The organism is Bacillus sp. MC1252 (assembly GCF_056838025.1).
In genome coordinates, this window is sequence record NZ_CM166369.1 from 201,097 (window position 1) to 221,915 (window position 20,819).

A 20,819-nucleotide genomic window follows, 5' to 3' on the forward strand; every position below is an offset into this window, starting at 1 on the left:
AGAGGAGTTGATTGTCATGAAACCAGAAGATAAGCTATCCCAATCGGTTCAACATTTGGTCAATACCAATGAAGTAACGATCGTTCAAGCAATGGGGGAATTGAGAAAATCCGGAAAAGAGGCAGTGCCAGTGCTTGTTGAAGCCTTAAAAGAAGAGGGTTCTTTGCGGAATATTGCAGCAGCGGTTCTTGGTGAATTTGGAGCAGATGCAGGGGACGCAGCTGAGTCCCTTGCCAAGCTATTGGAAAGTGAAGAAGAGGAGACAAGAATGGCGGCTGCCATCTCACTCATGAGAATTGGGCAGCCTAGTTTGCCATTTCTTCTGCCATTGGCCAAACGTTATGAGGGACCTACTTGTTTTTGGGCATCTTGGTGTATCTCTTGGATTGACCCATCAAAAATCGAAAAAAACATGTACGAGTGCCTAAAACAGGAACAAGAACATCCATCAGGGAATGTGGCCCCTTTTGCTGCAGAGGAAGCATTAGGAAAAATTATCGCTTTTCAATTAAAAGAAAAGGGGGATGAATAGTGGAAACGCAAATACTCAAATGGCCTGAGCACCTTCCTTGGATTCATCCTTCAGGTCAGAAGTGTTTATCTGAAGGGCAACATCTACTTCTTTATTTTTGGTCAGTCAATTGTCCTCATTGTGAAGAATTAACCGATCACATTCTACATCGTGTGGATCAGCTGGGTATCCATTTAACCTGTGTCCATGTTCCATATACGGAAGAAGAAAAATCGATAGGTGTTGTTTCGAAATATGCAGATGAAAAGAATCTGACAGCTCCCATCGTATTGGATCAAGATTATGAAATTGTCACAAAATATAAGATTCAAGGATTACCAAGCTTTTGCCTCATAGATAAAGATGGGCAATTAATAGATCGGAAAATGGGAGATGCCGGCTGGGAGAAAATATTGAAAAAGCTAGAAAAACAATCTTAATTGGGGGTTATGGAGGAGAGCGTTTTGTTTCAATCAAACAAAGAATTTAAAAAAACTGTGGTCTTTTACGCAGGTGTCGGAGCTGTCCTGCTGATTCTTTTGATGCTGAAATGGTTACCGATTTCAGCAGACTGGGAGCTGGCGTTGATTTTGTTCGGATTGGGGATTTTGTTTTATGTGAAGCGTGTGCTTTGGAAGGAAGAAAAGGGTAAGGGCTAAAATGTTTAGCCCTTTTTTACGTAATCAAAGTTTCAACTTAAGTCAGTGCCTGAATTAGATTTAAATTATGTTGGTTTCTGAACAGTAAATAGATCCAATGAATGATCATTAGGTATGTTGTTAGAAGTTTGTTCTGCTATTCCTTTTGAATACCAATCATAATAATTTTCGGCTATTTCTTTTGGTAAATCATGCATGATAGTTGTTTTTGTTGGTTTTGCTCTGTTAACTATTTTAATTGAAGCCAACCCTAATTTCCTTTGGATAAGTGTCTCTGAGATTATTAATCTTTCTATATTATATTTGTGTGTTATGAGAAGTCTATCTGTAAGGCCGCCTTTTTTTATTTGCAAATAATGATCATTACAACTGTAGGAGCTGTACAAACTGCTAAACAATTGAATGAGTAAAAATACAACACTTATGAATATTGAAATATACCATAAGTCATTTCTTAAAAATAAAAGAAGAGCTGGCGTTAAACACCAAAATATGACTGATCTAAATAATTTAGGTATGATGGAATACCATGGTATTCTCTTCATGTTGGTCTCTAGTCTAATGCTAGGAAAGATATCTGAAATTAATTTATTTGCCAAATTTTTATTTATAAAAGGAAATAATATATTTGGTGATTTTACATTTTCGTCATTAACTTCAGTCGAACAGATGATTTTTACTTTCACAATAGAAAGTAATTTTTGTATAAAACTGCTAGTGAAGTATAACGCTTCAATCTTTTCTTTTGGGATAGAGAAGTCAGTAATATTCAATTTACCTTTTTCGATGTACAGTCTAGTTTTGTCCGAAGATAATTTAAATCCTCCATATTGCAAGTATGTCTTTAAAATTCCATATAGAATAGACAATATAATAAGTAAAAAAACACTCAGAATAATTGTCATTGGAGAGGATTTTACAAATGAAATCAAACTATCTATATACTTTTCTAAAGACAAAAATTGATTGATTTCTGAGTAAGCAGAATAGAGAAGAAGTAGAAAGAAAAGTAATCTTAAAGATGTAAGGGAAGCAATAAATATCTCCTTCATTTGGATTTCATAATGAAGTTTCTGAGCACTTTGTTGTATAGGTTCTTCAAATTCACTTTCTATATTAACATTGATACTGCCTTTTTCCGTAAGGTGCTTTTTTATGCTCAAAGCTTCTGAAGTTGTAATCATATGTAATTTTACTACGTGGTCATTATTGCTTGATCCTACATCAATTAACAAAGAGGTAAGGTCAAAAAAACGATGGAAAAAAGTAGATGTTTGATTCACACCTTGAATACTGTTAATTGGAAAATGTCTTTTTACAGTAATGAACCTACCCTTTTCTAAATATAACTCCTCTTCGCTTAGGTCATAACCAAAATGTTTCCACTCTAATAATATAGTAATGACCTTGTAAATTACAAAAATAACAATAATTAAAAAACCTAATCTAGAGAATATTGATATGGATGAAAAACCAAAGAATACTGATAAAAAAATACAGAAGAAGATGAAACCTTTAATCGATTTTAATAATTCAAATAGCATCCATAATGGATGTAATCTTTTTAGGCGACTATTAGTTTCCATTTATAGAGAGCTTTCCTTTCTAATCTCATTCTTTTTGGTTTGATTATCAGTAATATGTGCTATATAATCACGAATATCTGAAGCTTCTTTTTCTGGAATGCAAGGTATTTCATGTACATAGCCAATCGTACCAATCTTAATAGAAGATAATTCATATTTTTTTAATAAGGGGCCCTGATAAGTATCTACAAAATATACTTTATTCATAGGAATTATTAGGTGTTTCCTTCTGAAAAATCCTCCATGCTTTAATTGAATCATATTTATATCTATTTCATAACGCCAAGTTTTTTGTTTGTAAATAGGGACTAACATGAGTTCTACAATAGCTGATATAATTAAAATACCCATGAGGCTATAAATAAGCCAAACAATCCATTCTGACCAACTATAATAGTTGTGTAGAACTAAAAGGACAGCTAAAACGCTAATTGATATAATAAAATTTATAAAGTCAACTATCCGCCAAACCTTAATCGCATCTTTAGAAATTTTTTTTGAGGGCTCCTTCAATTGATACAAATATAATCCTCCTTATCCTTTGTAGATTTAGTAACACTTGGATACTAAATCTACTTTTTATAGGATTCTTAATTATTATCTCCAATATTAAGAAATATTTCTTCTAATGATGGCTCATCGACTTCTATTCTAAATACATCAATGTTTTTAGAAATAAAAAGCTTGTTGATTAATGGTATAGATGATTCATCTTCAATGGTTATTTGGGAAGATAGTTCACTGATTTCACTTTTTATAGAAATGCTCTTAAGGTCTACTGTTAATGACTCAATCTGTGCAATTGAAGCAACACTATGCTTTATATAAACGGTCATATTCTTTTTGTATGCTGTTCTTAACTCTTTCATACTTCCTTTAATTTGAATGACACCTTTGTTCATAATAGCAACTTCATCACATAATTTCTCAACTTCATCTAAATTGTGTGAGGTTAGAAATACGGTAGTACCGTTTGTGGCGATTTCTTTAATAATAGAATGAATATTTAATACTGAATTTGCATCAACACCTGAAGTTGGTTCATCTAAAAAAATTAAATCTGGATTATTTAATAACGCTTGGGCGATCCCTAGTTTTTTTTTCATTCCAAATGAAAAATTTTTAGTCTTTAACTTAGCTGCATCTTTTAACTCAACTTTATCTAGAAGTTCAATTAAATCTTTTTGTTTTAAATCTAATTTCAATATTTGACTAAAGTATTTCAAATGATCTAGTGCGGTCATGTTTTCATAGAATGTAGAATAGTCAGGGAGAACCCCTATTTTACCCCAGATTGATTTTTGTTGATTCTTTTTATAGCCCAATACTTCATAAAGTCCTTCAGTTGGTTCAATTATACCTGTAATCATATTTATAAATGTTGATTTACCGGCACCGTTCTTCCCTAGAAAACCAAATATTGTGCCTTTATCGATTGATAAGTTCATTTTATCAACAACAATTTTATTTCCATATCTCTTTGTTAGATTGGTCGTTTTGAGTGCATACACTATAAATCCCTCTTTCTAAAAAGCATTAAACTTACGATTAAAAACAAAATTGGGAAAAGGATGACTATATATGTAAAAGCAGTCTGCTCTTGAGTGAAATAATAATAGGGTGTGATATAACTAATCATTTTAATGATAATATTATTTGACCCAATGCTAATCATACCGATAACAGGTAAAATAATCGACAATGTAATACCTAGAAACATTGTAATAGAAGGGTTTGAAATGATAGTGGATAGTAATAGAGTTAACCCTAAGAAGTAAGAAATAAACACAATACATTGTATTAATTCTAGAAAATAAAAAGTGTTTGAAAACGGGATAATTAATATTAAGGAAATTGTTAAACATACAATCCAAAAAAGAAGATTACCTAAAAACTTTCCTAATAATATGTTATTCCTAGATGTTTTCGTCACTAAAAATCGAACAGTACGAGAGTATACCTCTTTATTGATTACATTATGAGCTAGACTGGTGACAAAAAGTGGAGCAGCAATGAAAAGTAAGACCATTAATCCACCCACATATGCATTATCACCTAGACCTAACGATTTCAATTGGTCACTAAATTGGCTAAGGATTTTTGCCGTACCAGTCGTAATTCCAATTATGACTAAAATGATTAGTATAGAACGTATACTTTTAAAAAGTGCTTTGAATTCATTCAAACCAATTGCAAACATCATTTCACCTCTTTTATTAGAATGACTGATCCGTCTGATTTCTAACTTTTTTATCTTTCATAATTATAGCAATGCCAGCAATTAAATACGCAATGCCGCCTAGTATACCTAAAAAGATTGTTAATACAGAGCTTAAAATAGAGGTGGTTATTAATAGAATACCTGCAGAACGTGCTTTGTTTTTTAATAATATAATAGAAATAACACCTGCTAGTATGCTCAATATCGTTATTACGATCATATATAAAGAACCATTGGAAAGGATGTTAGTTACTTGTTCCGGTGTGATATCTTGTACGTTTTCTTCATCAATAAAATCTTGGATTAGTTTGTTAGTATCATTGTTATTCTTTGTTCCTTCATAAAACATAAAGCTCCCCATAAGTAAAACTGCGAATAAAATAACACCTGTAATAGTAAAAGTTTTTTCTAAAGTCCGTTTCATGATTAACCTCCATAAAATACAATTTATTGGTTTAAATAACCTAAACTTACAATAACATATTATGGGTGATTTTTTCCACACAATTATTAATAATGTTTTAAAAAAATAAATATTATTCATTTTTTTATTCATTTTTTGGTTACTTTTATTCTTTCTGTGTTATAATGCTTAAAAAGCGGGGTGGTTGATATATGGAGAAAGATATTCCTACATGGATTTTATCTGTAGATTCTGAGGACAGAGAATTTATAAGAAAATTTATACTTAGTTCAGGTTCATTAAAACAAATGGCAAAAGATTATGATGTTTCTTATCCAACAGTTAGAACCCGATTAGACAGAATTATTCAATTGATTAGATTAAATGAAACTCTAGAGCAAGAAACTCTAATTAAATATGTAAAGAAACTAGCGATTGAGGAAAAAATTAGTTTAGAAGTTGCCAAAAACATTATTGAAAAATATAAAGCAGAAAGGGATGGAGATTAAATGAATGAATTAATGTATTTTATTTTAGTAGTTGTCGTTTTCGCAGTTCAGTATTTCCTTTCAACAAGAAACAACCTTTTTTGGGGTGCTTTAATCCCGATCGTTTTTATCGCTGGAATGTCATGGTTTTATTTCGAAAATAAAGTAAGTAATAATATAGGTTTTCTTATTATCGCGCTAGTTGGATTAGCTCTTTTAATTGAAGAGTGGAACCGCGGTCGTAGAATGCTCCACAAAAAAAGAGTCAAAGAAATTGAAAAGATGAAAACACAAGACATCACTATAAAAAAATAATCACAAAAATTATGATTTTTAGGTTTTAAATGTTTGATTTTTGGCTATAATAAAACAATAGGGATAGAGTGTTTACACTATCCCTATTGGGCTAACGAACAACTAGCCATTGATGATGCTGTCAATTTTATCGCTGATCCATTGGAACGTTGCACCGTTCTTGATCCAGTTGATAACAGTTGATTTGTTAGCCCAAGCCCATTTAGCTGCTTTAGTACCAAGTTGAGCGACAAGTCTTAAGAAAGCTACCATATTCTTTTCACCTCCACAATCCCACTTTAAAAAAATTCAGAATTAGCCATTGATGATGCTGTCAATTTTATCACTGATCCATTGGAACGTTGCACCGTTCTTGATCCAGTTGATAACAGTTGATTTGTTGTCCCAAGCCCATTTAGCTGCTTTAGTACCAAGTTGAGCGACAAGTCTTAAGAAAGCTACCATATTCTTTTCACCTCCACAATCCCACTTTAAAAAAATTCAGAATTAGCCATTGATGATGCTGTCAATTTTATCACTGATCCATTGGAACGTTGCACCGTTCTTGATCCAGTTGATAACAGTTGATTTGTTGTCCCAAGCCCACTTAGCTGCTTTAGTGCCAAGCTGAGCAACAAGTCTTAAGAAAGCTACCATTGTTTTCACCTCCTGTTAATTTATGTATTAAATATTAAAACAAAATAAGGTTAAACACAACAATATTTTCATATTTTTTCATATTTTACATTAAATTGAAGCTAAGGAACTATAGTTTTTGGGTTTTTTGTTGCGTTCCACTATTAAATGGTAGATAAGTCTCTTTTTTGTAGAGAGGAGATAAAAAATATAAAGTAATAATAATTAATATAATTATATTAATTGTACAATTAATTCATTAACTAACTATCTTTTCCCTAGTCTAATTTGGCTTCAATAAATATAAGTTAATGTTAGGGATAAATTAAGGAAATTTATTTCATTTAAGTATTATATAACTTTTTTCACATAAATGAGTTATTATATTGTAAAGATGTATTTATATTTTTCAAAGGAGCTGTCGTGTTGAAGGGTTCTAGGGTTGAGTTAATTGATAGTTTACGTGGTTTTAGTTTATTAGGTATTTTGATCGTGAATATGCTTAATTTTCAATATGATTATGATTTTGAGAAAATGTTTGATTCGAGCCTGTGGGGACAGGAGTTTGGGGTATATGTGACGGAGATTTTGTTCCAGGGGTCGTTTTATCCGATTTTTTCATTTTTGTTTGGGTATTCTTTTGTCAAGCTGATTGAATCAACGCAGTCGAAGGGGCTGAATACGAATGCCATCGTGATTCGACGGGGCTTTGGTCTGATTGTGCTTGGTATGCTTCATTACATATTTATTTGGAATGGTGATATTCTTCTTTATTATGGAGCTTGTACGTTTTTCTTGATGATGTTTATGGGCAGCCGGGTGAAAACAACACTTATATGGGCGGGAATATTAGGTGCCTTGTCATTAGTGGTCGTACCTTACATGATGAATTTTGTGTATGGAAATGATGATTTATTAACTGATGTGTATGCAAAGGGTGCATATGGCGATATTTTGTTGAGCCGGATTACGATTGAAGACGATATGATGATTGTCACCATTATTATGGCGATCGTGACTATTACGCTGATGCCGATACTCGGCTTTCTTTTCGGTACGATAATGGTTGGTCCGTTTGCACTGCTTGGCATGGCAATTGGGAAAAGAGGGCATCTGACTGAAGAAGATCGAGGGATGGCTTACCGTAAAGGCTGGGCATGGATGATTTTGATCGGGATCGCTCTAAAATGTGTGACGTTCATTGATGCCCCTTGGAGTGAAATGGTGATGACGTTAGGTGCTTATGTACTGACGCTCGGTTATATTCAAGTGTTTATTGTTTTTTACTATTCAAAGTCAGCCCAAGGTCTAAAGCGTCTGCTTGCAGGACTTGGCCGTTTGTCTCTATCTAACTATTTAGCGCAATCGATTATTTGTACAACGATTTTTTATTCGTATGGACTTGGTTTATTTGGACAGATAGGCTCATTGTTTGGACTGCTGCTCGCTGTCGGTCTGTACACAGCACAGCTGTTCATCAGCTATCTCTATTTGAAAAAGTGGAGAAGAGGTCCTGTGGAATGGCTCATGGGAAGATGGGTGTATTGGAGATAAATCGTTTTATTGTAAAGACCGCATAGCTGAAGGGCTGTGCGGCTTTTTAGTTGAATTACATTAAAAAATGGTTGAATATTCTTTCAGTGTGTATATAATGTATATATAGTGTATATACAATATTCGCGATTCAACACCGCTACAAGATACAATGAAAAAAGAGGTTTTTATATGCAAATTACGATTTCCAACCACTCTAAGGAGCCAATCTATGAGCAAATTACGAATCAAATTAAATCAATGATTTTAACGGGTGAGCTTGCTGAAGGTGCAGCTCTGCCGTCTATTCGAAAGCTGGCGAAGGATTTACAAATTAGCGTCATCACCACAAAGCGAGCGTATGAAGAGTTAGAGAAAGCAGGATTTATTTATTCAATTGTAGGCAAGGGGTCATTTGTTGCGGAGCAAAATGTCGAAGTCATGAGAGAGAAAAAATTGAAGGTGATTGAGGAGCAGCTTGGAGCGGTTGTATCAAACGGCAAAGAATTAGGCTTATCTTTTGATGAATTGCAGCAATTATTAAAGTTCTTATATGAGGAGTGAGATAGGTGGAACATGTGATTGAATTCAAAGGGGTTTCGAAACGATTCAAGGACTTTGCCATTCAGGGTCTTGATTTGCAAGTGAAGAAAGGCTTTGTCACAGGGTTTATTGGGGAAAATGGTGCCGGTAAGTCGACCACCATCAAAATCATCATGAACTTGTTAAAACCGGATGCGGGTGAGGTGAAGATTTTTGGGCTAGATTATCACACGCATGAAAAAGAGATAAAGGAACGGATCGGGTTTGTTTACGATGCCAATGTGTTTTTTCCAGGGCTGAACTTAAAGGACATCAAACGAATTGTGGCCCCTGCTTATAAACGCTGGGATGACAGGCTTTTTTATCAATATATTGAACAGTTTGGCCTGCCGATTCATAAAGCGATTAAAACATTCTCAAAAGGGATGCAGATGAAGGCTTCACTGGCGATTGCACTGTCGCATCATGCAGAACTGATTATCATGGATGAACCAACTGCTGGTTTAGACCCGGTATTTAGAAGAGAGCTGCTCAGCACGTTACAAGAGTTAATGATTGATGGGAATCGGACGATATTTTTCTCAACACATATGACGACTGATTTAGACCGGATAGCGGATTATATTGCGTTTATTCAAAATGGGCAATTGGTCTTTCAGCAGTCGATTCATGATGTAGCAGAGAATTATGCACTGGTGAAAGGAAGCCTGGATTTATTGGATCGAGACACAGAAAGGGCCTTTGTCCATATTCAGCGTACAGCAGCAGGATTTGAAGCATTAACAGATCGAATCGATGAAGTGAATCATATTTTTGGGGACGCTGTTGTCATGGAACGGGCATCACTGGAGGATATTATGTTTTACTTGAAAGGCGGGGTGCAGCATGTTTCATTTAATTAAACGTGATGTGATTTTACAGAAAAAGCAGCTGATGATTTTCCTGCCATTTATCCTATTTTTTATTATGATGGATGCGCATCCGGCATTGACGTTTCTAGTCGCTAGTTTCTTCATTCCTTTTAACACATATGCGTACGATGAGAAGGCAGAAACGAATATCTTATTAAATTCCTTGCCCTATACACGTAAAGAAATTATCGCATCACGTTATCTTGGCGCCATTTTTTATATGATTATCGCGATCGGGCTGACAAGTGCTGCATTATTTAGCTTTGGCAAGCTGTTTACGATGACGGATATTGCACTTGGCAGTGGGCTGTTTTTATTGTTTGCAGCGTTTACATTTCCTTTGTTTTATATCCTGAAGCCTGGCTATATCACAATGGCAGTGATCATTGTGTTTATCATTTTATCCCGTATAGGACCGCCGATTGTGGCCTTTTTAGTAGAGCATTTCAGTGTGATCACTGATTTTGTGATGAATTTATCAATTCCAATTCTATATACCGGATCAGTTGTGCTGATTTTGTTGATCTATTTGATGTCTTGGGGACTTTCTACTGCCATCTATCAAAGGAAAGTGTTCTAAGAAGAATTTCAGCGGAATCGATTCAATGTTGATCATGATCGCAATTTTGATCAAAACGTGCTTGTCGTTTTGTTTTATGATCAAGAAGAGGTGAGGGAGATGGTGTACAGTCAAGTCACGCAAGAGGTGATTTCCTATTTAGAGTCGCATTTGATGGATGAGCTGTCGCTGAGGCAGGTGCCTGAGAAAGTGGGATATTCACATTTTCATTTGCTCCGTATTTTTAAAAAAGAAACAGGACTGTCGATGGGAGAATATGTGCGGAAACGAAGGTTAGCCACAGCTGCGCAGCTTCTCTTGTATACGGATCAGGGGATTCTGGATATTGCTTTTACGATGCAATTCCAATCGCAGGAAGCCTTTACGCGTGCTTTTAAGCATCTCTATTCTTTACCTCCCGGAATGTACAGGACATTGATGAGAGATATGCAAATGAAAAAGGAGGAAGGTTCGATGACATTACATGAAGCAGTGCCTGGCTGGGGGCTCAGTGGTTCACATCCGTATATGTATGAGATGGGTGTTGATACAGCAGTGTTCCATACTGGGAAGCAATCAGGTGTCTTATCATCTAAAGAGGGCGTCCAAGATGGACAGTTTGCGACGATGATGCAAGGGTTTCAGGCGAAAGACTATGTGGGGAAACGGTTTAAGCTCTCTGCTTTCTTAAAAACAGAAGATGTTTCTTCTGCAGGAATTTGGATGCGGGTGGATGATGGAAAGGGCGATATGATGCAGTTTGATAATATGCAGAATCGACCTGTGACAGGCTCTACGGAATGGAATCAATATTCGATTGTATTAGATATCCCTTCTCAGAGTGAATCCATTCATTTTGGGGTGCTGCTCAGTGGTCATGGAACTGTATGGGCTGACGGTTTTCGATTTGAGGAAGTGGATGAGAGAACACCTACGACCAATATGGTGGAGACATCGTCACTGCCAGATGTTCCTGTGAATTTACAATTTGAGCTGGAGAAGACCGTGTGAGCGGTCTTTTTTGTTCTATACAAACCTGTATTGACAGTTTATAATGAAGCATATAATATACATACCAACGGTCGGTATGTAAAAGGAGGCGTTTCATTTGGCCAGAAATAAATATCCAGAAAAGACGATCCAGCAGATTTTGGACGTGTCGACGAAGTTGTTTCAGGAAAAAGGATTCGAAAAGACGAGCTTGCAGGATATTATCTATGAATTAAATATGTCTAAGGGTGCTATTTATCATCATTTTAAATCGAAGGAAGAAATATTACGCGCCGTGATGGATCGGCAGTTTCGTTATGCGACGCAGAAGCTTGAGGAGCTGATTGAGCATACGGAGGCAGCTCATGGGAAAGAGAAGCTGCAACGTATTTTAGAGCAGCTTGTCGCAGATCCACAGTCTCATTCGATTGATGGGATCTTGGTTGACCAGATCAAAAACCCACAATTTGTGGTTGAAGGGATGAAGGCAGGAGTAAATCAGGATGCGCTTAAAATCAAAAGGCTAATTCTTGAAGGGATTGAAGATGGTTCAATGACGACTGCTTTTCCTGGTGAAGTGGCAGAAGTGTTTATGCTTCTTGTGAATATATGGCTGAATCCAACGCTGTTTGTTCGTGATCAAGAAGACACTGTTCAGCGTTTGCATTTTTTACAACAGATGATGAAAGGGCTTGGAGTGGATGTGGTGAGTGATCTATTTATACAAAAGGTGACAGCGCATTATGCTGGAATTGGAGGGTATGATCAGCCTGGAACATAAAGGGTCAGAAAAGAGACAAACAGAAAAATTCATGTAATAGGAGGGTGCTTTATGCTTCACTTCATGAAACTTGGGATAAGAAAAAGTCATATGAAACATTACATTCAAGCTAGTTTTATAGCAAGTATTGTGCTGCTAGTATTGATCTATTTTGTTGCGTTTGTTGCACAGGTTGAACAAGAACCGGGTTTTCAGCAATATACGAATATTTATTTGTTAACTAGTACAGTATGTATGATCTTTTTTTCTATCATAACAGCTATGATGTATTGGCGAGTTGTGATGACTGCATATAAGGAACATCAATCCAAGTCAGCGAATTTGACCACATTACTCCTTTCTAAAATGATCTGGATGCTGTGCTTTTCAACGATTGCGATGATGTGTAGTATCACTCCCTCTTTTGTTATGTTTAGTGTTACTGAAATGTTCTTCCCGATTGTTCATGATACGCTGACGGCTGATGTTCTTTTTGATTTTATCAAAACGTTTCTTGTGTTTACTTGTTGTGTCAATGGGATTGGCATGATTGCGATGAGAGTGGGGTTGATGATGAAATCTATTTTTATCACCATCCTGACGGCGATTGTTCTATGTGCTGTTTTGGGAAACGTATCGATAGCCATCTATGGAAATGATCAATTGAATCTTGTCCTGTCAGGAGTAATGATCGCAGCTGTCTTCATTGTGATCTTGGAATTGTGGAGCAGCATCAGCCGGCGGCAAACGAGGTAATTCATGATGGGAAAAGGAGGGAGACATGTGGAGCATACAGTTCGAATTGAGGAAGCGGTATTTGAACTATCATTAGACTGGCTGCTAGGAGAGGTTCATATTCACCACCATGATCATCCTTATCTATTGATTCATCAAACCACGAATCACGCTTTTCCTCATCGGTATTTACTACATCATCAGGTACGGGAAGGAAGGCTGATGATTCAAGATAGAAGAAAAAGAACGTTTAGCTTAGGACTCCACCTTCATAAAACGGATTTGGAGATTTATCTCCCCAAAAAACAAATACAGTCCATGTCTATTCATTGTAAAGGAGCAAATCTTCACCTAGATGGGCTGAAGATGGAGGATGTCCATTGCCAATTGATTTCTGGAAAGTCGATGTTAACGGGTGAAATCAAGCACCTCCATTTACAGACAGTTGGTGGACTTATTTATAGTCATCGGCTCATCACACACATATTGAGATTGCGAGCCACATCGTCAAAAGTGGAGATGTTAGGTGCTTTTGCAGATATTGATCTGAAGGCAACAGGTAGAAGGATACAGATTCATTCTACGACTATGCTGCATTCACTCAAATCTACTTCAACTGGAGCATCTGTCAAAGTGGCCATTCCGGAAAATGATGGATTTATTTGTTATGTGAAGAAAAGATCAGGTGCTTTTCAAAATGACTTTACTTGTTTTGATGAGAAGGAGAAAATGGTTTATAAAAATGGAAAGAGGACCTTCGAGATCGACATAAGAGGTGGGCAGTTTCTGTTAAGTGATTTACTTTGAAGCGATCTTCAGTCTTCGATTCAGTATATCAATATAAAATAATTTGAACATCTTTTTATGTCAGAATATTTTGTTAAAAGTGTTTTCCTCAAAAAAACAATTGTTTTTTAAGGGTAGATTTATTATGATAATATACATCGAAAGATTGATGTTTCTCAATCAGAATGAAAATTCTGATTTTTTATTTTTATGTTGTTTGTTGAGGAGGGGGAAGAAAAGTGGCTCAAAAGGAATTAAAGAGAGGGTTAAGTGCCCGCCATATTCAAATGATTGCACTCGGCGGCACGATTGGCGTTGGCTTATTTATGGGGTCAGCCAAGGCCATTCAATGGACAGGTCCATCGGTTCTGCTGGCATACGCAGTATGTGGTATCTTTATCTTTTTTATTATGCGTGCGATGGGAGAAATGTTATATGTTGAACCGAGTACAGGTTCATTTGCTACATTTGGACATCAATATATTCATCCGCTTGCGGGGTATATGACGGCTTGGAGTAACTGGTTCCAGTGGGTCATTGTCGGGATGTCTGAAATTATTGCTGTAGGCGCTTATATGAAATATTGGTTCCCGGAGCTGCCGGCGTGGATTCCAGGATTAATTGCGATGATCATTTTAGGCGCGGCCAATTTGGTTTCGGTTAAGTCGTTCGGTGAGTTTGAATTTTGGTTTGCGATGATCAAGATTGTGACGATTATTTTGATGATCATTGCAGGTTTAGGCATTATATTCTTTGGGTTTGGAAATGGCGGAACAGCGATTGGTTTGTCTAACCTTTGGGCGCATGGCGGGTTCTTTACGGGTGGATTTAGTGGATTCTTGTTTGCGCTGTCTCTTGTTATTGCTGCCTATCAAGGGGTAGAACTGATTGGGATTACAGCAGGTGAGGCGCAAAATCCGCAAAAGACGCTGACAAATGCAATCAAAAGCATCATCTGGCGTATTTTGATTTTCTATATCGGTGCGATTTTTGTCATTGTGACCGTGTACCCTTGGGATCAGCTGAATACTCTTGGCAGTCCATTTGTGGCGACGTTTGCGAAAATTGGAATTACAGCGGCAGCAGGTATTATTAACTTTGTTGTCATTACAGCAGCTATGTCTGGCTGTAACAGTGGTATTTTCAGTGCGGGACGTATGCTTTATACATTAGGTGTGAATGGACAGGCACCAGCTTTCTTTACAAAAATTTCAAAGAACGGTGTACCGTATTTTGGGACATTTGCTGTGCTGATCGGTCTAGCGGTAGGAGTTGTCCTGAATTATGTTTCTCCGCCAAATATTTTCGTGTATGTGTATAGTGCGAGTGTTCTTCCTGGTATGGTGCCTTGGTTTGTGATTTTAATTAGTCACATCGGCTTCAGAAGGGCAAAGGGTGCAGCGCTTGATCAGCACCCATTCAAGATGCCGCTTGCGCCACTTTCTAATTATGTCACAATCGGTTTCTTACTGATGGTTCTTGTGTTTATGTTCTTTAATCAGGATACACGCATTTCTCTCATTGTGGGAATTGTGTTCTTGATTGTAGTGACGCTTAGCTTTTATGCATTTGGAATTGGAAAAAGAAAACCAATCCAAGCGGGATCAGCTGATCAAACAGTGAAATAATAGAAAGCCTTGCGGAATGAATGTACCGCAAGGCTTTTGTTGTTTACAGCGAGGCTTTTACACGCTGAAAGACATCTGGAAAGTTGGTGAAAAGGCCGGTGATGCCATATTGCAGAAGACGGGTCATGTCTGCTTCGCTGTTTACTGTATATGGGTGAAGGAGGAGCCCTTGGCTTCTGACCTGCTGCACGTTCTCAAGAGTTAATGCTCTAAAATTTGGTCCGACACCTACTGCGTAAGTTTTGATGAAGCCGAGCTGATCGTCTGTGATGGACGTCATTTGGGCTCTGTCTAATAGCTGGACTTTTGGAAGGTGCGGAGCTAGTTTCTGTAGTTTTAGCAGGCTGTCTTGACTGAAGGATTGGATGATGACCTGCCCTTTTCTAGTATGTTTTCCGAGAAGATGATGTTTTTTTAAGGCGGCCAATAATTTCTCTTCCATTTGCGGATAAAGGTCTGGTTTTTTTGTTTCAATATAATAATTCTCTCGTTTGCCGAAATAGCGCAACACCTCATCTAATGTGAGGACTTGCTGTCCAATATAGTGGGCATTTTGTTTGTCGGGGTTGGCGTCGTTAAACCATGCGCCGGCATCGAGCTGTTTGATTTCGGCAAGTGTGAGGTCTTTGACCCAGCCTGTTCCGTTTGTCGTCCGGTCAACGGTTTCATCGTGCATGACGATGAGATGTCCATCCTTTGTCATTTGGAGGTCGAGTTCGAGGTAATCTGCATTCATTTTTGTGGCGAGCTTGTAGGAAGCCAGGGTATGCTCTGGTGCATACCCTGATGCTCCTCGATGTGCTACGGTTAGGATACGATCTGGAGATAAAAGATTTTCATGTGCCGATACGGTGGTCGGCACCCACGCAAAAGACAGTAAAGCAAAAGAGAGTAACACGAAAGCAAGTAATCTACTTTTCTTCATATTTTATCCTCCTTTTACGGTAACTGCCTTCATCATAAGAAATAGATGTAAAGGGCATGTTGGGCGGATATGAATCTTTTATGTGATTTTCATTAAGCTTGCTCTACACGCTTTCCTGTATTCCATGTCATCGCCAGGAAGACAATCGCAAGCACACAAGAACCAACCAGTAAAATAAAGCCTCCTGTCCAGTCATAGTGATCCACGACTACGCCCATCATGGCATTGGCAAAGGCAGAGCCGCCAATATAGCCGAAGAAGCCTGTGAGCCCGGCAGCAGTGCCAGCGGCTTTTTTAGGGGCGAGATCAATGGCTTGAAGTCCAATAAGCATGACAGGTCCGTAAATCAAAAACCCGATGCTGATCAGGGCAATGTTATCGACCATTGGATTGCCAGCAGGATTTAACCAGTACACGACAACGGCAATTAAAACACCAACCATAAAGAGGACGCCTGCTGGTGCGCGCCGGCTTCTAAAGAAGCGGTCACTGATCCACCCGCACAATAATGTACCGGGAATGCCCGCATATTCATAAAGAAAATAAGACCAGCGTGAATGCTCTGGTGAGAACCCCTTTGCTTCCGTTAAGTAAGTAGGCGCCCAGTCAACGACACCGTAGCGGACGAAGTACACAAAGACGTTGGCAATGGCAATATACCAAAGGAATTTATTGTTGAGTACATATTTAAATAAAATCTCTTTCACTGTTAATTCTTTTTCTTGATCTTCATATTGTTGTGCCGGATAGTCATTTCGATATTCCTCGATTGGCGGAAGACCAGCGGATTGCGGGGTATCCCGTACGAGAAGAATGATCACGAAGGAGACGATAATGGCAATGATGGCAGGGAAGAAAAAGATACTTTTCCAAGTCGCAAACAACACAATACCCAACGTGATGAGTGGTGCAAGGATACCCCCGCCGATATTGTGAGCGACGTTCCAAATGGACATTTTCGTTCCACGTTCACTAACCGAAAACCAATGCGCCATCGTACGTCCGCATGGAGGCCACCCCATTCCTTGGAACCAGCCGTTTAAAAACATGAATAAAAACATGATCCATACACTTGATGTCACCCATGGAAACGAGACAAATAGGATATTAATAAGGGCTGATAGAAAGAGTCCGGTGGCTAAAAAGTATCGCGGGTTACAGCGGTCCGAGATCATGCCCATGATGAATTTACTAAAGCCATAAGCGATGGAGACAGCCGCTAGCACAAAGCCTAATTCACTTTTCGTGAACCCTTCTTCCTGTAAATAAGGGATGGCAAAGGCGAAATTTTTGCGCAGCAAATAGTAGCCCGCATACCCGATAAAGATCCCTAAAAAGACTTGCAGCCGCAGCCGTTTATAGGTCTCGTCTGTTTTGGCATCATCGAGCCTGTCGATATGCGGAGCGGGTTTAAACCATTTCAACATAAAAATCCTCCTCTTGTAGATGTCCATGACTGAAGAAAAAGTCTGAGATCTGTTCGTGATCTTGTACCTTTTCAGAGACAAAAGAATTGATAACGCTTTCTTTTGTACTCCCATCATATCGGATGAAGGAGATGTTTATGATGAGGCTTTTGTCATTATTTTGGAAAAATCATTCATGAAGTGACGAAAAAAATCCGCACAATGGCGGATTTTTTCATAGCGGTTAAATGGACACATTCACTTTCGCAGATTTCTTTAGTTTTTCAATTTCTTTTTGTACTTCTTTCTGCTTTTCTTGAGATTCTAACTGTTTTTTAATTTGAGATTTGATCTCTTTGTATTCTGGTGCTTTTTGCTTTTGTTTTTTCATTTGTTCTGCGTATTGGTCATAGTACGCTTTGACATCTTTTTCAGAGACAGAGGCTGATTTGATTTCTTTGTCGACATATTGGCTGTATTTGATGCTGTCGGCAATGTCACTTTTTAACTGGTCCATTGTGAGTCGGCTCTTTTTGAGTGCTTCTTCGAATTGAGCGTTGTCTTTAAATTGTTTCTTTTCTTCTTTTAGCTGCTTATCTACTTCTTTGTCAGAGGCTTTGAAGCCCTTCTTTTCAGCATCTTGCAGGATGAGCTCTTGACCTACGAGCGCATCAATGGTTTGTTTCTTGACTTCTTTTGCACCTTCTTTAGAAGTTGGGTCTTGCCCTGTTTGCTGAAGCTGCCCTTGAATGGTTGATAAGGCGCTATTGTATTCACTGCCTGTGATTTTGTCTTTGTTGACGGTCGCAACGACCTTTTGATCATCGATTTTTTGTGCATCTAATTTCTTTTGCATCTCTTCCATTTGCTTTTGCTGCTCTTTTTGATCAGCCTGCGTTGTTTCATTTTTTTTGGCTGAATCATTCTGCTTATCCTGTTTTGCATCGTTTGATGAGCAGGCTGCAAGCCCAACAGATAACAGACAAGCGATGAGTGTATATGATACCTTTTTCATCATTTTCTCTCCCTTCGGTATGAGAACATCTAGTGCGCATTCTAACCGTTTTAGAGGAAAAATAAAACCGTATAGACGAATTGTTAGCGGATTGACATTTTTTTTATCTGTTTGTCCTCATTTTGACTTCTCTCAGTCATCATATGACAAACTCAAGAATGGAACAATTGTTCAATTGCCTCATCAATATTGGTGATCGGCTGGCGGCAGCTGTAGTTTTCACAAATATACACGGTGGTGCTGCCGTCGATTGTTTTGTAATCTTTTGCAAATGGTGCGAGCTGTGCCAGATCCTGTCCTGTTTCAGCGGTCAAAATAAAATCAAATGGCATGAATCGTTTTCGAAGCGCCTGTAAAAGCCGCTCTTTTTGCGGGTCGTCATTTTTCCCGAGAATGATGATTTCTCGTTTGGCGGCATATTGACTCAAGAGCCCTTGCAAAAAGGCTGTGTGTCCGCTTGGATAGGAAGAGACATCGACGTAAAAGGCTTTGAACATCTGCTCTAATTTTTCAAGCCAGTCTTGCCGTCCGATCATTCTGCTCAACGTGAGGAGCTGCTTCAGTGCGGTGCTGTTACCAGAAGGCATGGCACCGTCGTACACTTCTTTTTCTCGAACGATGAGCGCTTCCGCATCTGATCCTGAGAAGAAAAAGCCCCCTTTTTCCTCGTCCCAAAACAGCTCAAACATGTTCTCGGCAACGGTCTTCGCTTTTTCAAGAAAGTCTTGTTCAAAGGTCGCTTCGTATAAAGACAAATAGGCTGAAAGCATATGCGCATAATCCTCGATAAAGCCTAGATGCTTCACATCCCCTTCTCTGTAGCGGACCATGAGTCGTTCATGTTGGACGAGGTGTGTTTCTAGAAAAGACATCGCCTGCTTCGCCATGCTGATGGCTTCCTCTGCATCAAATACCCTTCCTGCTTTGGCAAGTGCAGAGATCATCAGTGCATTCCAGGATGTGAGCACCTTGTCATCGACAAGCGGTGCGGGACGCTGCTGTCTCACGGATTGTAAGATGTGCTGAGCGAATTGCAGCTTGGACTGAAGGGTTTTGTCGTCTATCAAAAACGATGCTTTGATGTCATCAAATGAGGTTGAAATCGTGTGAGGGATGTTCCACCCTTCAAAGTTCCCCTCTTCTGTGATGTGGTAGACCGCGCAGAATAAAGCGCCAAGGTCGTCGCCTAAATGGGTCATGATCTCATCTTTTGACCAGACGTAATATTGCCCTTCTTTCCCTTCCGAATCTGCATCTATCGCTGAATAAAAGGAGCCGTCACGATTTATCATGTCTTGTTTGATAAATTGGATGAGGTGGTGGACAAGCTTTTCATACTCAGGTTGTTGAGTGAGCTGATAGGCTTCCGTGTATGCTTCCATCAGCAAGGCGTTATCATACAGCATCTTTTCGAAATGCGGCACAAGCCATTTTTCATCCGTCGAATAACGAGAAAAGCCTGAACCAATATGGTCATAAATACCGCCGTTTGCCATACCGTCTAACGTTTTCGTGACCGCATATAACGCATTTTCTTGCCCTGTCCATTCGTAATAGCGCATAAGGAACGTGAGCATATGAGGTGCAGGAAATTTCGGTGCAGAACCGAACCCGCCATAAAGCGTATCAAAGCTGCTCATGAGCTGATAATAGGCTTTGTGGATGGATTCTTGAGACAGCGTGTTTTCTGTCTGTCCTGCTGATTTGATGCGCAGATTATTTGTCGCCTTCTCTGCCAATGATTCGATATGATCTCGGTCGTTGTGATACGCATCCAGTAATTGCGTCAGTGCCTCGATGAAGCCCGGACGTCCGTAAGCACTTCTCTTTGGAAAATATGTCCCCGCATAAAAAGGCTTTTGATCAGGCGTGACAAACACATTCAGCGGCCAGCCGCCTTGCCCCGTCATCATCTGACAAACGGACATATACATGGAATCAATATCAGGACGTTCCTCACGATCGACTTTAATTGAAATGAAATGCTCGTTTAGGATGTCGGCGACTTGTTGATCTTCGAAGCTTTCGTGTGCCATGACGTGGCACCAGTGACAAGTGGCATAGCCAATGCTGACAAGTACAGGTTTGTTTTCACGTTTTGCTTTGTCGAAGGCTTCTTGCCCCCATGGGTACCAGTGAACTGGGTTGTGAGCGTGCTGAAGGAGATACGGTGATTTTTCAGTGATGAGTGGGTTGGGTGTTTGGTTGTTTGGCATGGGTCACCTGCTTT

Annotated in this window: 26 protein-coding genes and 1 pseudogene; 14 read left to right on the forward strand and 13 right to left on the reverse strand. The window is 38.5% G+C overall.

Going from position 1 to position 20,819, the window contains the following annotated elements; genetic code table 11:
* The first annotated feature begins 16 nt into the window (after positions 1-16).
* From ACYH0L_RS01140 to ACYH0L_RS01150, 3 genes are read left to right on the forward strand one after another with little or no spacing between them, the layout of a single operon-like run.
* Positions 17-532, forward strand: a complete 516-nt coding sequence (locus ACYH0L_RS01140) for a HEAT repeat domain-containing protein (RefSeq protein WP_099726222.1) — start codon at positions 17-19, stop codon at positions 530-532.
* A complete protein-coding gene (locus ACYH0L_RS01145; RefSeq protein WP_482354267.1) occupies positions 532-951 on the forward strand; it encodes a TlpA family protein disulfide reductase in 420 nt (139 codons plus the stop codon). The genes ACYH0L_RS01140 and ACYH0L_RS01145 overlap by 1 nt, the downstream gene beginning before the upstream one ends.
* Positions 952-975: 24 nt before the next feature.
* Positions 976-1,170, forward strand: a complete 195-nt coding sequence (locus tag ACYH0L_RS01150) for a hypothetical protein (protein WP_482354268.1) — start codon at positions 976-978, stop codon at positions 1,168-1,170.
* 65 nt (positions 1,171-1,235) lie between these two features.
* On the opposite strand, the gene ACYH0L_RS01155 is transcribed toward ACYH0L_RS01150, so the two are convergent.
* The 5 genes from ACYH0L_RS01155 to ACYH0L_RS01175 form a co-directional block, all read right to left on the reverse strand.
* Complete coding sequence (locus ACYH0L_RS01155) at positions 1,236-2,756, reverse strand: PH domain-containing protein (RefSeq protein WP_482354269.1); 1,521 nt, start codon at positions 2,754-2,756, stop codon at positions 1,236-1,238.
* A complete protein-coding gene (locus ACYH0L_RS01160; protein ID WP_367308398.1) occupies positions 2,757-3,278 on the reverse strand; it encodes a PH domain-containing protein in 522 nt (173 codons plus the stop codon).
* 68 nt (positions 3,279-3,346) lie between these two features.
* Complete coding sequence (locus ACYH0L_RS01165; RefSeq protein WP_482354270.1) at positions 3,347-4,267, reverse strand: ABC transporter ATP-binding protein; 921 nt, start codon at positions 4,265-4,267, stop codon at positions 3,347-3,349.
* The gene (locus ACYH0L_RS01170) at positions 4,267-4,959 is read right to left on the reverse strand and encodes an ABC transporter permease (protein WP_482354271.1); all 693 of its coding nucleotides are present in this window, start codon (positions 4,957-4,959) and stop codon (positions 4,267-4,269) included. Before ACYH0L_RS01170 ends, ACYH0L_RS01165 begins: the two co-directional genes overlap by 1 nt.
* Positions 4,960-4,972: 13 nt before the next feature.
* Positions 4,973-5,401, reverse strand: coding sequence for a DUF4064 domain-containing protein (locus tag ACYH0L_RS01175; protein ID WP_367308395.1), 429 nt, complete (start codon positions 5,399-5,401; stop codon positions 4,973-4,975).
* Positions 5,402-5,592: 191 nt separating this feature from the next.
* Here ACYH0L_RS01175 and ACYH0L_RS01180 point away from each other — a divergent pair, with 191 nt between their 5' ends.
* Entirely contained in the window at positions 5,593-5,889 is a 297-nt protein-coding gene (locus tag ACYH0L_RS01180) for a DUF2089 family protein (protein WP_017358893.1), read from the forward strand.
* A complete protein-coding gene (locus tag ACYH0L_RS01185; RefSeq protein ID WP_482354272.1) occupies positions 5,890-6,183 on the forward strand; it encodes a hypothetical protein in 294 nt (97 codons plus the stop codon).
* 102 nt (positions 6,184-6,285) lie between these two features.
* On the opposite strand, the gene ACYH0L_RS01190 is transcribed toward ACYH0L_RS01185, so the two are convergent.
* From ACYH0L_RS01190 to ACYH0L_RS01200, 3 genes are read right to left on the reverse strand one after another with little or no spacing between them, the layout of a single operon-like run.
* On the reverse strand, positions 6,286-6,435 hold the full coding sequence (locus tag ACYH0L_RS01190) for an aureocin A53 family class IId bacteriocin (protein WP_017358895.1): 150 nt from the start codon (positions 6,433-6,435) through the stop codon (positions 6,286-6,288).
* Positions 6,436-6,477: 42 nt separating this feature from the next.
* Positions 6,478-6,627 carry an aureocin A53 family class IId bacteriocin gene (locus tag ACYH0L_RS01195; protein WP_035390638.1) on the reverse strand — a complete coding sequence of 50 codons (150 nt, stop codon included), beginning with the start codon at positions 6,625-6,627 and terminating at the stop codon, positions 6,478-6,480.
* 42 nt (positions 6,628-6,669) lie between these two features.
* Positions 6,670-6,819 carry an aureocin A53 family class IId bacteriocin gene (locus ACYH0L_RS01200; RefSeq protein ID WP_035390638.1) on the reverse strand — a complete coding sequence of 50 codons (150 nt, stop codon included), beginning with the start codon at positions 6,817-6,819 and terminating at the stop codon, positions 6,670-6,672.
* A gap of 405 nt (positions 6,820-7,224) precedes the next feature.
* Here ACYH0L_RS01200 and ACYH0L_RS01205 point away from each other — a divergent pair, with 405 nt between their 5' ends.
* From ACYH0L_RS01205 to ACYH0L_RS01245, 9 genes are all read left to right on the forward strand, one after another.
* Positions 7,225-8,352 carry a DUF418 domain-containing protein gene (locus tag ACYH0L_RS01205; RefSeq protein ID WP_482354273.1) on the forward strand — a complete coding sequence of 376 codons (1,128 nt, stop codon included), beginning with the start codon at positions 7,225-7,227 and terminating at the stop codon, positions 8,350-8,352.
* A gap of 171 nt (positions 8,353-8,523) precedes the next feature.
* Complete coding sequence (locus tag ACYH0L_RS01210; RefSeq protein ID WP_099726218.1) at positions 8,524-8,895, forward strand: GntR family transcriptional regulator; 372 nt, start codon at positions 8,524-8,526, stop codon at positions 8,893-8,895.
* Between the two features lie 5 nt (positions 8,896-8,900).
* Positions 8,901-9,776, forward strand: coding sequence for an ABC transporter ATP-binding protein (locus ACYH0L_RS01215; protein ID WP_327924641.1), 876 nt, complete (start codon positions 8,901-8,903; stop codon positions 9,774-9,776).
* Positions 9,760-10,365 (forward strand): ABC-2 transporter permease, encoded by a 606-nt coding sequence (locus ACYH0L_RS01220; RefSeq protein WP_482354274.1) that lies wholly within the window; start codon positions 9,760-9,762, stop codon positions 10,363-10,365. The genes ACYH0L_RS01215 and ACYH0L_RS01220 overlap by 17 nt, the downstream gene beginning before the upstream one ends.
* 99 nt (positions 10,366-10,464) lie before the next feature.
* Positions 10,465-11,355, forward strand: a complete 891-nt coding sequence (locus ACYH0L_RS01225; protein WP_482354275.1) for a helix-turn-helix domain-containing protein — start codon at positions 10,465-10,467, stop codon at positions 11,353-11,355.
* A 127-nt stretch (positions 11,356-11,482) separates the two neighbouring features.
* Entirely contained in the window at positions 11,483-12,115 is a 633-nt protein-coding gene (locus tag ACYH0L_RS01230; protein ID WP_482354475.1) for a TetR/AcrR family transcriptional regulator, read from the forward strand.
* Between the two features lie 51 nt (positions 12,116-12,166).
* The gene (locus tag ACYH0L_RS01235) at positions 12,167-12,850 is read left to right on the forward strand and encodes a bacitracin ABC transporter permease (RefSeq protein ID WP_482354276.1); all 684 of its coding nucleotides are present in this window, start codon (positions 12,167-12,169) and stop codon (positions 12,848-12,850) included.
* 27 nt (positions 12,851-12,877) lie between these two features.
* Entirely contained in the window at positions 12,878-13,636 is a 759-nt protein-coding gene (locus ACYH0L_RS01240; protein ID WP_482354277.1) for a DUF4097 family beta strand repeat-containing protein, read from the forward strand.
* Positions 13,637-13,854: 218 nt separating this feature from the next.
* Positions 13,855-15,243 (forward strand): amino acid permease, encoded by a 1,389-nt coding sequence (locus ACYH0L_RS01245; RefSeq protein WP_482354278.1) that lies wholly within the window; start codon positions 13,855-13,857, stop codon positions 15,241-15,243.
* 43 nt (positions 15,244-15,286) lie between these two features.
* Here the strand turns inward: ACYH0L_RS01245 and ACYH0L_RS01250 are convergent, their stop codons facing one another.
* The 5 genes and pseudogenes from ACYH0L_RS01250 to ACYH0L_RS01270 all read right to left on the reverse strand — a co-directional run.
* Positions 15,287-16,168: a glycerophosphodiester phosphodiesterase gene (locus ACYH0L_RS01250; RefSeq protein WP_230031207.1), complete on the reverse strand. Its 882-nt coding sequence runs from the start codon at positions 16,166-16,168 to the stop codon at positions 15,287-15,289.
* Between the two features lie 92 nt (positions 16,169-16,260).
* Complete coding sequence (gene glpT / locus ACYH0L_RS01255) at positions 16,261-17,595, reverse strand: glycerol-3-phosphate transporter (protein ID WP_099726211.1); 1,335 nt, start codon at positions 17,593-17,595, stop codon at positions 16,261-16,263.
* Between the two features lie 223 nt (positions 17,596-17,818).
* Complete coding sequence (locus tag ACYH0L_RS01260) at positions 17,819-18,589, reverse strand: SurA N-terminal domain-containing protein (protein ID WP_099726210.1); 771 nt, start codon at positions 18,587-18,589, stop codon at positions 17,819-17,821.
* Positions 18,590-18,741: 152 nt separating this feature from the next.
* Complete coding sequence (locus ACYH0L_RS01265) at positions 18,742-20,229, reverse strand: thioredoxin domain-containing protein (RefSeq protein WP_371930232.1); 1,488 nt, start codon at positions 20,227-20,229, stop codon at positions 18,742-18,744.
* A gap of 84 nt (positions 20,230-20,313) precedes the next feature.
* Positions 20,314-20,805 (reverse strand): annotated as a pseudogene (locus ACYH0L_RS01270) (thioredoxin domain-containing protein); the annotation flags it as partial.
* Positions 20,806-20,819: the final 14 nt, after the last annotated feature.

What these genes read in the sequence shown, in the direction of transcription:
- ACYH0L_RS01140 (WP_099726222.1), top strand. Translation starts at nt 17, where the DNA reads ATGAAACCAGAAGATAAGCTATCCCAATCGGTTCAACATTTGGTCAAT.
- ACYH0L_RS01155 (WP_482354269.1), bottom strand. Translation starts at nt 2,756, where the DNA reads ATGGAAACTAATAGTCGCCTAAAAAGATTACATCCATTATGGATGCTA.
- ACYH0L_RS01170 (WP_482354271.1), bottom strand. Translation starts at nt 4,959, where the DNA reads ATGATGTTTGCAATTGGTTTGAATGAATTCAAAGCACTTTTTAAAAGT.
- ACYH0L_RS01175 (WP_367308395.1), bottom strand. Translation starts at nt 5,401, where the DNA reads ATGAAACGGACTTTAGAAAAAACTTTTACTATTACAGGTGTTATTTTA.
- ACYH0L_RS01180 (WP_017358893.1), top strand. Translation starts at nt 5,593, where the DNA reads ATGGAGAAAGATATTCCTACATGGATTTTATCTGTAGATTCTGAGGAC.
- ACYH0L_RS01185 (WP_482354272.1), top strand. Translation starts at nt 5,890, where the DNA reads ATGAATGAATTAATGTATTTTATTTTAGTAGTTGTCGTTTTCGCAGTT.
- ACYH0L_RS01190 (WP_017358895.1), bottom strand. Translation starts at nt 6,435, where the DNA reads ATGGTAGCTTTCTTAAGACTTGTCGCTCAACTTGGTACTAAAGCAGCT.
- ACYH0L_RS01195 (WP_035390638.1), bottom strand. Translation starts at nt 6,627, where the DNA reads ATGGTAGCTTTCTTAAGACTTGTCGCTCAACTTGGTACTAAAGCAGCT.
- ACYH0L_RS01200 (WP_035390638.1), bottom strand. Translation starts at nt 6,819, where the DNA reads ATGGTAGCTTTCTTAAGACTTGTTGCTCAGCTTGGCACTAAAGCAGCT.
- ACYH0L_RS01210 (WP_099726218.1), top strand. Translation starts at nt 8,524, where the DNA reads ATGCAAATTACGATTTCCAACCACTCTAAGGAGCCAATCTATGAGCAA.
- ACYH0L_RS01220 (WP_482354274.1), top strand. Translation starts at nt 9,760, where the DNA reads ATGTTTCATTTAATTAAACGTGATGTGATTTTACAGAAAAAGCAGCTG.
- ACYH0L_RS01225 (WP_482354275.1), top strand. Translation starts at nt 10,465, where the DNA reads ATGGTGTACAGTCAAGTCACGCAAGAGGTGATTTCCTATTTAGAGTCG.
- ACYH0L_RS01235 (WP_482354276.1), top strand. Translation starts at nt 12,167, where the DNA reads ATGCTTCACTTCATGAAACTTGGGATAAGAAAAAGTCATATGAAACAT.
- ACYH0L_RS01250 (WP_230031207.1), bottom strand. Translation starts at nt 16,168, where the DNA reads ATGAAGAAAAGTAGATTACTTGCTTTCGTGTTACTCTCTTTTGCTTTA.
- glpT (WP_099726211.1), bottom strand. Translation starts at nt 17,595, where the DNA reads ATGTTGAAATGGTTTAAACCCGCTCCGCATATCGACAGGCTCGATGAT.
- ACYH0L_RS01260 (WP_099726210.1), bottom strand. Translation starts at nt 18,589, where the DNA reads ATGAAAAAGGTATCATATACACTCATCGCTTGTCTGTTATCTGTTGGG.
- ACYH0L_RS01265 (WP_371930232.1), bottom strand. Translation starts at nt 20,229, where the DNA reads ATGAGCAGCTTTGATACGCTTTATGGCGGGTTCGGTTCTGCACCGAAA.